The organism is Acidobacteriota bacterium (genome assembly GCA_016196035.1).
Taxonomy (GTDB): domain Bacteria; phylum Acidobacteriota; class Blastocatellia; order RBC074; family RBC074; genus JACPYM01.
Map to the genome: position 1 here is coordinate 57,130 of JACPYM010000057.1, position 13,685 is coordinate 70,814.

Sequence of the window (13,685 nt, forward strand, 5' to 3'; positions counted from 1 at the left end):
ACCAAGTCATTAGCTTTGCGGTTGTTGTTATTACTTTGCGTGCCATCTGCAATTGCGCTGGCGCAAGTTTCAACTGGCGACCGGCGCGCCGCCGAAATCCGGCATCTCGACCTGGATTACACCAATCAATTGCACACCTATCAAACACGTGAAGAGTGGCAGGCGCGCGCCGAATGTTTGCGCAACCAGATTTTGGTGAGCACAGGATTGTGGCCGCAGCCCGCGAAGCAGCCCCTCCGAGTTGTGATCTTTGACAAGGTTGATCGCGGAACGCATACCATCGAAAAAGTCTATTTTGAGAGCTTCCCCGGGCATTATGTCAGCGGAAATCTTTATCGCCCCAAAAATCAGACCGGCAAAGTTCCGGCGGTGCTTTGCCCGCACGGCCACTGGAGTTATGGGCGCCTGGAAAACACACCGCTGAATTCAGGGCCGCTGCGCGCGGCCAGTTTTGCGCAGCAGGGTTATGTAGCCTTCACCTGGGACATGGTCGGTTATAACGATAGCGCGGCCATCAGTCACCGGTTTGCCAGCGGGCATCGCGAGGGCACAGCGCGTGAAGTGCTCTGGGGCGTGAATCTGTTGGGGCTGCAACTTTGGAATAGCATGCGCGCCGTGGACTTTCTGTTGACGCTGCCCGAAGTGGATGCGGAGAAAATTGGCTGCACCGGCGAATCGGGCGGCGGGACGCAAACATTTTTGCTGGCGGCGGTGGATGAGCGCATTAAGGTTGCCGCGCCGGTCAATATGGTTTCGACGCTAATGCAGGGTGGCAGCCTTTGCGAAAATGCGCCCAACCTGCGCATTGACACGAATAACGTCGAACTGGCCGCGCTGTTTGCGCCGCGCCCGCTGCTGATGGTTTCGGCAACCGGCGATTGGACAAAAAATACGTTGACTGTCGAGTACCCGGCTGTGCGTAACATTTATCGGTTGTTTGGCGCAGAAGAGAAATTGCACGCAGTGCAGATGAACGCGCCGCACAATTACAACCAGGACAGCCGCGAAGCTGTTTACGGCTGGTTTGCGCACTGGTTCAAAGGCCGGGCGGAAATCACGCCCATCAAAGAGCGCGGTGTGAGTGTGGCGACCTTGCCTGAATTGCTGGTTTTCTTTGGTCGCTCACGCCCGGCCAATGAACTGACCGAAGAACAGTTGATTGAGGCGCGCATTCTGGCTGCGCAACAGCAATTGGCCACCTTGCAACCGGCTACGCCTGCCGCCTTGCCAGCGTTCCGCGAACAACTGGGCACGGCCTTGAAATATTCGCTGATGGCCGAATATCCAAAGGGGAATGACATCAGTGTCGCCAGACGAGAGAGCCGGCCGAATGGCGCAGAGGAGGTTGAGTTATCCCGCCAGGGCGTCAATGATCGCCTGAAACTGCAAATTTATCGGGTGGCCTCGGCGGTCGCGCCCGTCACCATTCTGGTCACGCCGCCTGACAATCAGCCGCCACAAGAACTGCTTGACGGTTTGCGGGCCGCCAAACAGACGGTTGTCACGGTGGCAGTCTTTGCTGATTTCACGGACAAAGAAACGCTCGCGCGCATCAAATTTTTCACCACCTATAACCGCACGACGGCGGCCAATCGCATCCAAGACGTGCTGACCACGTTGGCGTATGTGCAGCAAACTATGCTGGCCGCAACGGCCAATCAGCCGCGCGTGACGCTGGTTGGCCTAGGCGAGGCGGGGTTATGGACGTTGTTGGCGCGAGGATTAGCGCCACGGATTGAGCGCACGATTGTGGATGCCGGACAATTCGACACTGCCAGCGATGAAGCTTTCTTACAGCGGCTGCCGATCCCTGGCTTACGTCGTGCCGGGGATTTCGTGACCGCCGTGACGTTGGCGCCACTAGCGCCGCTCGTCATTCATAACAGCGGTGAGAGGTTCAAGGCGGCGGCGCTTGCCGACGTTTACCGCCGCTTGGGGCGCGCCGAAGATTTTCGCGCACAAACCGATCAACTCACGCACAAACAATTGCTCGCGCTGCTCACGCAACCTTGAACAGCGCCCGGCAAATCACTTTTATTTTTTTGGCTGTCTTAAGAAAGGAATCTGAATGCCTGATAGTACACAACCCGTCAATTCCCAAACCCTGGTCATTGACTTTGAACAACTCAGCTACGAAACGGTCGAGCAAGCCAATGGCAATGCCACCGTCGTGCGCTTCAAAGTAGACAATCCACAGGTATTGCCCGGCGATGTGCTGCTGGTGCTGGCGGGCGAGGAGATTCAATTCCACGGCTTCATCAACAACGTCATTGATGGCTGGGGAGTCGCCGCTGACACGAGCGGCTCCACGCTACCCGCCAGCGTGCACTGAGGAATTTGACCTGAGCAGTTCGCATACTTCATTCGGAGTTGGTGGCAGCGAAAACTGCGCTGCTACCAACTCCATTTAATTTCGGTATTGGCATCAGTAGGTTTGAACGTATTGGCTTCCAAATCGCCTGTGACGAGCCAGGCGATGGTCAGCGCGATGACGATCCCAATCAACCAGCCTACCATCGTCTGGTTGAAATACGGGATCACGCGCAGCCCGGAAATTGAGAGCAGACCGCGCCAGCGGCATTCTTCGCAGTGAAAGGGTTCGTAAGGCAAAAAGCGGGAGAGCAAGCGCGTGCGTATGCTATAAGCGCGCACACGCCGCGCGTGGGCATAACATTCCGGACAAATCATCGTTGGGCACCTTTCAGATGATCTCTCTGTTGTTGTTTAAGTTGTTTGAGTGTTTGGGGGAAACGTTGGCAGCATTGCGCCGCCGTAAATCATCACGAATACAACTGCTCGATCACAGTGCCACCGAAATCTGTGAGGCGTTCATTCCGTCCGTTGTGAAGGTAGGTCAAGCGCATCTGATCCAACCCGAGCAGTTGCAGTATAGTAGCGTGTATGTCGCGGGGATGGAAGCGCGCGCCAACCGTTTTGAAACCAATTTCATCCGTCTGTCCGATCACTTGGCCGCCCTTGACGCCACCGCCCGCCAGCCACATCGAGAAGGCTGTCGGGTTATGATCGCGGCCCCGGCCATTCTCTGACACAGGCGTGCGGCCAAACTCCGTTCCCCAAATGACCAGCGTCGAATCCAGCAAGCTGCGGCTTTTCAAATCCTTCAACAAACCGGCTGTCGGCTTGTCCGTCCAGCGGCACATCTTTTCGTGATTGCCTTTGATGTCGTCATGCGCATCCCATTGTGTGCTGACTGGGCCGCCGCCCGAAAAGAGCAGGATAAAGCGCACGCCACGTTCGACCAACCGTCGCGCCAGCAAACAGCGCGTGCCAAACTCGCGCGTTTGCGCGTCATCCAAACCATACAACCGTTTCGTCGCCTCGCTCTCTTTGCTCACCTCCACGGCTTCGGGCGCGTGCTGTTGCATGCGAAAAGCCAGCTCGTATGAAGCAATCCGCGCCTGCAAGTCGCTATCATCCACACGTAGATTTACTTCATTCATCCGCCGCATGAATTTCAACATGTTGGCCTGCTGCGTCTGGCCGATTTCTGCTGAAGGCTGCAAATGCAAGATGGGCGTCGCGCCGTTGCGCAGTTGCGTGCCCTGGTAAAACGAAGGCAAATAGCCCGCCCCCCACATCGGCGCGCCACCTTCGGGCAAGCCCTCCGGCTGCGTCAGCACGCAATAGGCGGGCAAGTTGGCGCTCTCGCTGCCCAATCCGTATGTCACCCAACTGCCCAATGAAGGATGCGCGGGCAACACACGGCCCGACGTCATCTGATACATCGCGGGCGCATGTACAAAGCTTTCGGTGTAACACGACCGCAGCACCGCGATGTCGTCAATGCACGTGGCGACGTGCGGAAAGAGTTCGCTGACCTCGATGCCAGATTGGCCGTGCTGGCGGAACTTCCAATGGCTGCCTAGCAGCGGCGTGCCCGCTTTGACGAACTGGCTTCTGACTTCGCCAAAGGAAGGCGGCATCTGCTGGCCGTGCAAGTTGTCCAGCACCGGTTTGGGATCGAAGGTTTCCATGTGACTGGGGCCGCCGACCATAAACAGAAAAATGACGGCTTTGGCTTTGGCGGCGAAGTGCGGTGGCTTGGGTGCCAGCGGATTGACCGATTGCGGATTGACCGATTGCGGATTGACCGATTGCGGATTGGTTGTTGCAATTGTTTCGGACTGCAACATTGAAGCCAAAGCCAAAGAGCCGAAGCCATTCGCCGCGTGCGCCAGAAAGTCGCGCCGTGTGGTTGCAGTGGGCCAATGCGTCGTATTCGGTTTCATTCGGTGCCTCAGAACGTGGGCAGCGTCACGCGCGCCAAAGTTGAAGAGATGCCGCGCCGCGCATCGTGGATCAGAATGTCATAGGTTGACCCGCCCGTGCCTTCGAGTTGGCCGGAAGACAGGTTTAGTTCGCGCGGCCCAGCCGTGTAGGTGCTGCTCAGCAGATGCCGGACAACGCGCCCGTTGCGCAGTAACAGGACGGTGTAATCGGTTTTGGCAAAAGCCCCGTCGAAGGTGAGAAAGAGTTCCGTATTCGCGCGTTTCAGGCTGCGCAAGTGCGTTTCGCATGGACTCGGCTTGGATGCCTCATCCTGATGCAAGACGCAGGTTTGCAGCAAGGCCAGCAGCTTTTTGGTATGCGCCTGGAAAATCGAAACCTGCACCGTGTAGCGCCCCGTCGGGCTGACCTCGCCAAAATGAAAGGTGTCGTCCAGCACCAGCGACTGATACTTTTCCATGCGATCCAGCAGCGGGCTGGTCGGGCGCTTCCGCGCACGTTCGACCAGCTTTTCCGTGGTCTTGCCGTCGTCGTCTTTCTCTTCGACAGTCTCATCAAACAGATAGGCCACCTGGGTGTAGAACTGCTCTTGAATGGTCTCAAGCGCGAGAATTTCGACTTTGAGTTGGTCACCGGATTGAAAGACGTTGCCGTTTGTGCGCACCGTCAGGTTGCCGTTTTGCCATTGCGCTTGCACCGGCAGTGTCAGGCTCAGCCACAACAGCATCACAGATCCAATCAACATCTGCGTTTTCATCAAACACCTCTCAATTCATCTGGCAAACGTCCTCACGCGTGAGCTGCCGGTTGAAACAACGCTGCCACCGCGCAACGAAAGCCGGGGAGCAACGCTGGGCTGGTCAGTTCATCGCCAGCTTGCAGCGTCGTTGATTTCACCGGCGTCTCGTAAATCGTCACTGTTTCGAACTGCGGCGAGACCAGCCAGACCTGTTGCACCCCAGCGGCAAAGTATTCGCGGATTTTCGCTTCGACAGCTTCTATCAAATCGTTGGGCGAAATGATTTCGACGGCGAGGTCAGGCGCAATCGGCCAAATCCCCACAGGGTCACCTTCCGGCGGGATGTGCGCGGCGGCAACGAAGGCCACATCCGGAATGCGCTCGCGCTTGCCGATGGTAAAGCTAACATCCGGGCCATAAACAGCGCCGAGCTTTTGCGTTTCTACGTGATCCAATATTTTCGCCGCGAGTTTCAATCCAATGCGACCGTGGCGTGCGCCTGCCATTTCTTTTACCTCCGCGTGTCCGTTCACCCATTCGAGTTGTTTCTCAGGGTCAATCAGCTTGAAAGACCCTGGCGCAATCACGGGTTGCAAGGCTGTTTCTGCGGTTGCGGTCATTTGTATGTTCCTCCTCTTGTGAATTTGTCGTTGAGCACAAGCATGCTACTGCGCGCGCACCGCGCTCACAAGACACAGCGTCCTCAATTCACATAAACAAACTCATTCAGGTTCAGCGTCGCCAGACACAAGTCTACCCACGCCGCCGCCACGACTGGCACAACGCCTGGCGGCGCGTCCTGCACTTGCGCTAACGTTTCACCCCGCTGCCGGCGTCCTACCAGTAGCGCGCGTTGTTCACGCAAAAAGGCCCGCGCCGTTTGCGCCTCAACCACGCTCGGTGGCCGCCCCAGCGCCAACTCAAACAGCCGCATGATTCGTTGCGGCTCCGTTTGCCCGGCGCGCAAGACACGCGCCGCCAGGGCCTTGCTCTGTTGCAGCATAAATTCGCTGTTCATCAACGTTAAGGCTTGCAAGGCATGCACGCTCACATTGCGTGCGCCGCATGAACTCATCAAATCCGGCGTGTCGTAAGCCACCAACAGCGGCAGCCGGACATTGCGTTTGCGCAGCAGGTACAAGCTGCGCCGTGTGTGTTGCCGCGCGTCCGGATGCACGGGCCAGAGGTTGTCCGGCTCGTATTCGGTGAAGATAGTGTCGTAAACCTCCGGCTCCAGCGGCACGCGAATCGAAGGGCCAGCCAATTCCTCTGTCAGCGTCCCCGCAACCGCCAGCACCGCATCGCGCACGGCTTCGGCATCCAGGCGCTGCCGGTTCATGCGCCAGAGCAATTTGTTGTCGGGGTCTTTTGCTTGTTTGGCTGAGTCAATGACAGAAGCCTGTTGATAGGTGTTTGAGAGCACCAGCAACGCGTGCATCTGCTTCAAGCTCCAACCACGCTCAACAAACTCGACCGCCAGCCAGTCCAGCAATTCGGGGTGCGTGGGCGGTTGTCCGTTACGGCCAAAATCATTCGGCGTCGCCACGATGCCGCGTCCAAAATGATGCTGCCACAAGCGGTTCATCAGCACGCGCGCCGTCAGCGGGTGATCTTTTTGCGTCAACCAGCGCGCCAACGCCAAGCGCCTGCCCGTCGAATTGGCAACCGGCGCAATCGCAAGTTCAGCAGGCGCATCCGGCGGCAGCAACACGCTGGGAAAACGCGGTTGTACGACCGGCCCCAAACGCTGCGGATCGCCGCCCTTCAACAAATGCGTGGCGGGCACGGGCGTCAGTTTGTCGCGCACCGCCAACGCTTTGGGCAACGGCGCGGGCGCATAAAGTTCGAGCGTGTGCATTTGCTTGCGCAAGGCGGCGCGCCGCGCACGCACTTCGGCGGGCAGCGCGGTCAGCAACTCTTCGTATTTCACTTCGAGCATGCGCGCGGCTTCTTTGGCGAGGACTTGCTGCGCTGGCGTGCGTTGGTCTTTGGGAAGGTCGAGCGCCGCCCGGTATTGCGGCTCCAGCTTGGCGCGTTTCTCGTCTTGCAGCTTTTGCAGGTAAGGCGCTTCGATTTCTTTAAGCTGATCTTGCAGCGGTTTGAGTTTGGCTTTGTGCGCCTTGGCGGCCTCGTCATAGCGCTGCTGCTCAGCCTCAGAGTTCTGTTTGAAATCCTGATTGTCGGTCGCGGCCAGGAAAGCTTGCAGCCGGTAATAATCGGCCTGAGGGATCGGATCGAATTTGTGATCGTGGCAACGCGCGCAACCCACCGTCAGCCCCAGCACCGTGTTGCCGACGCTGAAGAGCGCTTCGGTCAACCACTCCTGCCGGTTCAGCGCTTCGTCCTGATTGCCCGCGACGACGTGTTGCGGCCCGGCGCGCAAGAAGCCCGTCGCGACTTGCATTTCAAAATTGTTCGGCTCCAATTCGTCGCCCGCGATTTGTTCCAGCAAGAAGCGGTCATACGGCTTGTCGGCATTCAGCGCGTTGACCACGTAATCGCGATAGCGCCAAGCCTGTTCGCGTTCGGCGTCCAACTCATACCCATTCGTCTCGCCGAAGCGCACCACATCCAGCCAATGCTGCGCCCAGCGTTCGCCATAGCGCGGCGAAGCCAGCAACCGTTTCACCACCTTTTCATAGGCCTCCGGTGCGTCGTCGGTCAGAAAGGCTTTGACCTCTTCCGGCGTCGGCGGCAAGCCGGTCAGGTCAAAGGTCACGCGCCGCAAGAGCGCGCGTTTAGCGGCAGGCGGCGACGGTTGCAAGCCCTGCGCTTCGAGCTTCGCCAAAACAAATGCGTCAATCGGATTCTTGACCCGGGCTGTTGTTTTAACGGCTGGCACGGCGGATTTGACTGGGGTGCGAAAAGCCCAATAGTTGCGCTCTTCGGCAGTGAGGGGGCGGCCTTTGTAAAGGCCGGGCGGCAGGGTTTCGGTTTGCGCGTGTGAAGCAGGCAGAAGGCCGGTGGTCGCCAGCCAGATGGCAACCAGCAACAAGGCGAATCGTTTGCAGTCTCGTTTCATGACAGCGTTTCAGATTTAGATCGGTTTTCACTACGATGTACGGGAAAACCGCGCAGCGGGACAGAGTACCGCGCGCGTCAGCAAGCGGTGCTTTGGCAGTTTAGCCAATGGCGCCAGCTTGACGCGCCGCTTGCTGACGCGCGCGGTACTGCCCCAGCGTCAACTGACTCTCGTAACCGCAATTGCAAACCGCTCTAGTAGTGGTAGCGCGCCGTTCCTAATTCCTGATTGCTGACAGGTTGAAAATGATGGTTGATTTTCAACTCTCAGGAATCAGGAACCGGGAGCCAGGAATCAGTTTGCGTCCTACAATTCAGGTCTTATCCCAATTTTGGAGCTACTGAGAATGGTGGCTGCCCATTGGCCTGTGCGATTAGCCCGGCAACTTGTTTAACCGGTCTTTACGGCAACGTTCAGACACTCGCGCGAGCAATACACTACTTTTGTTTTTTTCCCTGAAACCGTGATCGCCTCTTTGGCGGCGATAAAAGCGCCGCAATTTTGGCAACGCACCATCTCGGCACTCGCTTGCGGGCGGCTCTCGAACAATTCACGCAATTTGTTCACATCCGTGACGGTCGCGCGCAGGCGATGGCTGAGCCGGGCGATCATCTTCAACACATAAACGACGAAGGCGAACAGCAACGCGAAGAGGATCAGTCTGAACAGGAAGATCAACGCGCGCCTCCGCCTTTCGGGTTCGTGCCCGGCGGCCGCTCTGCTGCGGGGCCGTGCTCCAGCGTGGTTTTGGCTGGGTCTGCGGCGTTACCGCTGCCACCGCGCGCGGCGTCGAGCGAGGCACGGGTCTCGGCCAGCATCTTGTCACCGGGCTTTGCTTTTTCGATTTGGCTCAGCAGTTGATCTGCTTCAGCCAGACTCTGCCGGGCTTCGATCAGGGACAGCACCAACAGAAGCTTCGTCCCCAGATCGTCGGGATTTTTAGCCATTGCCTTGCGCGCCCATAACGCGGCGTCGGTGTATTTGCCCGTGAAGAGATAGGACGTGCTGAACGCCGTCATCGCGCGCGGGTCATCGGGTTTGAGCTTGAGCGCCTGCTGCAAGAACGGCTGGGCGCCCTCGGCACGCCGGATTTGCAGATACTGATCGGCGGCGTCGAGTTGCGCTTCGTAATCATTCGGATTGGCGTGCGCGCGTTCGATGACGGCGTTGACTTGATTTTGTGTGGGCATTTGCGCCTGGTCAGGCGCGCTCGCGGGGGCAGTGCCCAAATTGGCCGCCGCTTTGGCGGCTTGTTCATTGAGCGCCGCGCTTTGCGCATTGCGCTGTTTGGCGTTGGCGAATTTGAACCCGCAGACTAAGCCGATCAGCAAACCGATCAACAGAATCGAGCCATTCTTTTTGAGTAACTCCAGAAAGGAACGCATAGATTTGAAAACAGGAAAACGAGCAATTGATAAGTATCACGGAGCGGATCTATAAGCCGAATTTTGTACCCGCACGGTCGTTGCCGACGCACGCAAGCGATGAGCATTCATCTGGGCGACACATTACTGTGGCGCTCGTGCGACCTACCCGGCAACGCGCCAGCTTGCGCCGGACTGAGCCGGACCAACTCAGATCGTTGCCCTATTTGGTCTTGCACCGCAGGGGGTTTGCCTAGCCGGCGATGTCGCCACCGCCGCTGGTGATGCTTTTACCTCACCGTTTCACCAGCGCCCGGCCCGGCGCGACCGAAGCCGCGTCGTGCTTAGGGCTGTCTATTCTCTGTTGCACTATTCCGTCGGGTCACCCCGCCTGGCCGTTAGCCAGCCTGCTGTCCTCTGGTGTTCGGACTTTCCTCCAGGCGCGCTGAAAGAATCTCAAATTTGAAATTCGGGATTTGACGTTTGCGCCCGGCGCTCATCCGATCTGCTCCGTGACGACGGGCAGTATAGCACGCAGCCTGTCAAAGTTATGAGGCAGGCTCACTCACCACCCACCCGAATGGCAACCAGGCGAATTACGCGCTGTTGCGGCGCACTGATCCGCAGGATTAAAACATTGCCGCGCTGCAACCCAGCGCTGACGCGGTTGAAATCATCGAGTTTATGAATGGGTTGGCGGTTGGCTTCGAGAATGATCTGCCCGGCGGTCAACCCGCTATCAGCGGCGGGGCCCAGCGGATCAATCACGGCGACCAGTACATGATTTGCCTGGTCTGTCTTCGCTTGGTCTGTCCTCGGTGCATCTGGCGCTGGCGCAGCGGTTAATGAAGTAGGCGAAATTTCCAGCGCGTTCTCCCGCACTGAAAAGCCCAGCGCGGGTTCGGCGTTGCTCACTTTGGCCGGGTTTTCTGCCGGACTTTCATTTTCGCTTTTACTGCGTTCTTCCAGCGTGGCCGCCAGCTTGAGCGTCTTGCCGCCACGCAACACCGTCAGCGCCACTGTCTGATGCGGCAACACATTTGATAATTGGCTAAAGAAATCATCCGTACTGGCGAGTGCGCGCCCGTCAAAATGCGTAAGCACATCGTAAGCCTCAACGCCTGCTTTGGCGGCGGGTTTGTCCGGCGTGACATCGGCGACCAACACGCCCTGCAATTCGCCCAAGCCCAGGCCATCGCGGAATTCGGCGGTCAACGTTGCCGGCGTCAAACCCAAATAGCCGCGTTTGACCGTCCCATTCAAACGCAATTGCGCGATCACACGTCTGACCACGTTGCTGGGCACCGCGAAGCTGATGCCGCTGCCGTCTACGCGAATGACCGTATTGACGCCGATGACTTCGCCTTGCTGGTTGAGCAGTGGCCCGCCGGAATTGCCGCGATTGATGGCGGCGTCGGTCTGAATGAAATCCTCAAAAGGTTCGTTGTTATAAACCTTGCGCCCTTTGGCGCTGATGATGCCCGCCGTCACGGAATGTTCATAATCAAGCGGATTCCCGATCGCGATGACGGCATCGCCGACGCGCAATTCGTCGGAATCACCAAGCTGCAACAAGGGCAGCGGCCCGGCCTCGATTTTGAGCAAGGCAATATCGGTGACGGCGTCAGCGCCTTGCACCAGCGCGCGCCGCTCGCGCCCGTCCGCCAAGCGCACGCGAATGCGGTCGGCGCCGCGAATCACATGATCGTTGGTCACGATGTAGCCGGCATCATCAATCAAAAATCCGGTGCCGGTACCGCGCTGCACATTTGAATCAGCGGTGGGCGGGGCAAGATTTTGTTGTGGATTCAGGGCTTCGGATTGGTTGTCAGGTTGGGGCCGCACCGTGCGCGTCGCAATGACGGTGACCACCGCCTGATTGGCCTGCGCCACAATTTCGGCATTGCTGCGCGCGCGGGCAAACCAGCTTTTCCCGGCGGGCGCAAAGAGCCAGCGCTGCGCCTGGCGCGGCCATAAAAACGAAACTGTGACCAAGGTGAGCGCCACCGCGCCCACTGAAGCTGCACAAAGAAAAGCGAAGAAAATGCCACGCTTCATAACGCTTACTGCTTTCGTTGGTCTTGGGTCGAACGGCACTCTACCACACCGTTTTTACGGCCACTACTTTTTCCGCGCGGTCACCGTGCGCGGCCTGCTGTTGGCAACCGGCTTGGAGGCAAGTTGACGGCGCGCTGCCACCACAGGCTTTTGGCGGCGCGCTGTTTTAGGGCGCGGGATTGCGCGGCGGATGCTCGCGCGGCATGCGCTTTCACAGCCTGCGGCGGTGCGGGCCGGTTCACACTCGCGCTTTGGTGATAAAGCTTGAGTTGTTTCTCGCTCACGATTTGCCATTGCCCGTTTTCAAAGCGCAGCCCGATTTGCGTCAGCGCCTTGCCCGCCGTGCGCTGTGCGCCGCGTTGCAAATCCCACTGCTTATCAAAGGTCAGTTCCGCGGCGGGCGGGTCGCTGCCGGGTTTGAGCGCGATTTCAGGCTCACCGGCAAAGCGCAAATAGTATTTGTTCAGCCCGCCAAAGACACGCCGCTTGCGCGCCACGACCTGAGTGCGCGCCATCGCGCCTTCGTTGTAATAGGCGACTTGCGTAGCATAAAACTTGGCGTGCTCTGCCCATTCGGTATTCATCGCGGTTTCGGCCCAGCGCCGATAAAACGCTTTGAGTTGTTCGCGCGAAACAGCCGCGCTGGCCGTGGAAGTCTTGACCAAGGCCACCGGTGTTGGGCTGGCAACCGTGGCGGTAGCTTCGACCGTCGCCGCTGGCGCCGAAGGTTCTGGCGATTTCGCTGCGAGCAAATTAGTCGGTGTAACACTCGGCGCGGCGGCCAGCGCATCCGCCGCCAATTCGTCTGACTGGCCGGGCGTCGCCGGAGTTGGGGACGCCGATTGAACGAGGCCGCTTAACCCGCCTTGCAGCCAGCGTCGTTGGCCGGAATTAAAATCCGCCAGCACACCGATGGCCAACAGAGACAGCGCCACCACTACCACATACAGCCCGCGCCGGGGTCGCCGTTCAAGCAGCAACGTCGGCTCGCGTTCCAGCGGTCTGGGGATAGCCGCAGGCGTTGGCAATTTGAATGGCTCAGCCACTGGGGCTTCAAAATCGGGTACGGTCTCATCGGCCAACCACGCGACCGCAGCCGCAGGCGCAGCCACTGGCGTCGCTACCACAGGCGGCGGCATGGCTACACGCGCTTGGCGCGGGCGTGTCGCCGGTTCGACCAATCCCTCTTCGCTCGGCATTTCAACCGCTGCGGTTTCGGGCAAGGCGACCGCGCGTTGCAAGCTGTCCGCCAGCAAGGCCGCCGAGCCGAATCTATGTTGCGGACTCTTGGCGAGCGCGCGCAAGACGACGCGTTCAATGGCCGGATGCAAGCCGGTGCAAAACCGCGTCGGCGGTGGCGGCGCTTCCTGCAAATGACTCAGCAAGACGGCGGAGGTGCTGGTGTTGCTAAACGGCACTTGCCCGGTCAGCATTTCATACAGGATCACCCCCAACGCATACACATCCGAACGCGCATCAACCGGCAGCCCCGTGCATTGTTCGGGCGAGATGTAATTCGGCGTGCCGATGATCGTCTCTTCATCGGTTAGGCATTGCACCGTGCCCTGCGGCTGTTTGAGTTTGGCGATGCCAAAATCGAGCACCAAGACGCGCTCAGTGCCGTCGGGGTCGGTTTCGATCATGATGTTGTCGGGTTTGAGATCGCGGTGAATGATGCCGCTGCGGTGCGCGGCTTCGACGCCCGCGCAAACCTGGCGCATGACCGCCGCCACGCGTTCGGGCCGCATTTGAAAGCTGCGCGCGGAAAGCAGGCGCAACTCTTCGCGCAAACTGCGGCCTTCGACCAATTCCATCACGATGTAGGCGCTGCCATTCGCCAGCGAGCCGAAATCGTAAACCTGAATGATGTTCGGATGTTTCAAGCGCGCGGCGGCCAGGGCTTCGCGGTGAAAGCGTTCGCGGACCGTGGCGTCGGTCAGGAATTCGGCGCGCAAAATCTTGACGGCGACGGGACGCTCCAATTGCAGATGCAAGGCGCGATAGACCGAACCCATGCCGCCGTGGGCGATCAGGGATTCAAGCTGATATTTGCCGTCAATGATGAGCGGGAGTCCCGCGCCTTCACGGGTCGGGGCTTGATCGAAGAGGCAAAACTCGACGCCATCCTGAAAACAGCGATGGCAACTGGGGCAGTAGCGCATACCTTCTTCTCCGGCCTTATGCCAAGTTGATTGTTGATGACGATGCGCAAGGGGGTAAGCGCGAAAGCGGCGGCAGCATAGCCCAAAGTGCC

General features: G+C 58.8%; 11 protein-coding genes and 1 other RNA gene. 2 read left to right on the forward strand and 10 right to left on the reverse strand.

Annotation, left to right across the window (positions count from 1 at the left end):
- Positions 1-39: 39 nt before the first annotated feature.
- A complete protein-coding gene (locus HY011_17015) occupies positions 40-2,013 on the forward strand; it encodes an acetylxylan esterase (GenBank protein ID MBI3424637.1) in 1,974 nt (657 codons plus the stop codon).
- Positions 2,014-2,068: 55 nt separating this feature from the next.
- Positions 2,069-2,332: a hypothetical protein gene (locus HY011_17020; protein ID MBI3424638.1), complete on the forward strand. Its 264-nt coding sequence runs from the start codon at positions 2,069-2,071 to the stop codon at positions 2,330-2,332.
- Between the two features lie 62 nt (positions 2,333-2,394).
- Here HY011_17020 and HY011_17025 read toward each other — a convergent pair whose 3' ends face one another.
- The 10 genes from HY011_17025 to HY011_17070 all read right to left on the reverse strand — a co-directional run bounded on the left by HY011_17025 (position 2,395) and on the right by HY011_17070 (position 13,593).
- Positions 2,395-2,688: a hypothetical protein gene (locus HY011_17025; GenBank protein ID MBI3424639.1), complete on the reverse strand. Its 294-nt coding sequence runs from the start codon at positions 2,686-2,688 to the stop codon at positions 2,395-2,397.
- A gap of 92 nt (positions 2,689-2,780) precedes the next feature.
- The gene (locus tag HY011_17030) at positions 2,781-4,250 is read right to left on the reverse strand and encodes a DUF1501 domain-containing protein (GenBank protein ID MBI3424640.1); all 1,470 of its coding nucleotides are present in this window, start codon (positions 4,248-4,250) and stop codon (positions 2,781-2,783) included.
- An 8-nt stretch (positions 4,251-4,258) separates the two neighbouring features.
- Positions 4,259-4,993, reverse strand: a complete 735-nt coding sequence (locus tag HY011_17035; GenBank protein MBI3424641.1) for a hypothetical protein — start codon at positions 4,991-4,993, stop codon at positions 4,259-4,261.
- Between the two features lie 44 nt (positions 4,994-5,037).
- Entirely contained in the window at positions 5,038-5,607 is a 570-nt protein-coding gene (locus HY011_17040) for a Uma2 family endonuclease (protein MBI3424642.1), read from the reverse strand.
- An 83-nt stretch (positions 5,608-5,690) separates the two neighbouring features.
- Positions 5,691-8,009: a DUF1553 domain-containing protein gene (locus HY011_17045; protein MBI3424643.1), complete on the reverse strand. Its 2,319-nt coding sequence runs from the start codon at positions 8,007-8,009 to the stop codon at positions 5,691-5,693.
- Between the two features lie 390 nt (positions 8,010-8,399).
- Complete coding sequence (locus HY011_17050; protein ID MBI3424644.1) at positions 8,400-8,687, reverse strand: hypothetical protein; 288 nt, start codon at positions 8,685-8,687, stop codon at positions 8,400-8,402.
- A complete protein-coding gene (locus HY011_17055; protein ID MBI3424645.1) occupies positions 8,684-9,394 on the reverse strand; it encodes a hypothetical protein in 711 nt (236 codons plus the stop codon). Before HY011_17055 ends, HY011_17050 begins: the two co-directional genes overlap by 4 nt.
- A gap of 36 nt (positions 9,395-9,430) precedes the next feature.
- An RNA gene (gene rnpB, locus HY011_17060) (RNase P RNA component class A) lies at positions 9,431-9,885 on the reverse strand.
- A 49-nt stretch (positions 9,886-9,934) separates the two neighbouring features.
- On the reverse strand, positions 9,935-11,431 hold the full coding sequence (locus HY011_17065) for a trypsin-like peptidase domain-containing protein (protein ID MBI3424646.1): 1,497 nt from the start codon (positions 11,429-11,431) through the stop codon (positions 9,935-9,937).
- Positions 11,432-11,511: 80 nt separating this feature from the next.
- Positions 11,512-13,593: a protein kinase gene (locus tag HY011_17070; GenBank protein ID MBI3424647.1), complete on the reverse strand. Its 2,082-nt coding sequence runs from the start codon at positions 13,591-13,593 to the stop codon at positions 11,512-11,514.
- Positions 13,594-13,685: the final 92 nt, after the last annotated feature.

Coding starts and splice junctions, on each gene's coding strand:
- HY011_17020 (MBI3424638.1), top strand. CDS start 2,069: ATGCCTGATAGTACACAACCCGTCAATTCCCAAACCCTGGTCATTGAC.
- HY011_17025 (MBI3424639.1), bottom strand. CDS start 2,688: ATGATTTGTCCGGAATGTTATGCCCACGCGCGGCGTGTGCGCGCTTAT.
- HY011_17030 (MBI3424640.1), bottom strand. CDS start 4,250: ATGAAACCGAATACGACGCATTGGCCCACTGCAACCACACGGCGCGAC.
- HY011_17035 (MBI3424641.1), bottom strand. CDS start 4,993: ATGTTGATTGGATCTGTGATGCTGTTGTGGCTGAGCCTGACACTGCCG.
- HY011_17040 (MBI3424642.1), bottom strand. CDS start 5,607: ATGACCGCAACCGCAGAAACAGCCTTGCAACCCGTGATTGCGCCAGGG.
- HY011_17045 (MBI3424643.1), bottom strand. CDS start 8,009: ATGAAACGAGACTGCAAACGATTCGCCTTGTTGCTGGTTGCCATCTGG.
- HY011_17055 (MBI3424645.1), bottom strand. CDS start 9,394: ATGCGTTCCTTTCTGGAGTTACTCAAAAAGAATGGCTCGATTCTGTTG.
- HY011_17065 (MBI3424646.1), bottom strand. CDS start 11,431: ATGAAGCGTGGCATTTTCTTCGCTTTTCTTTGTGCAGCTTCAGTGGGC.
- HY011_17070 (MBI3424647.1), bottom strand. CDS start 13,593: ATGCGCTACTGCCCCAGTTGCCATCGCTGTTTTCAGGATGGCGTCGAG.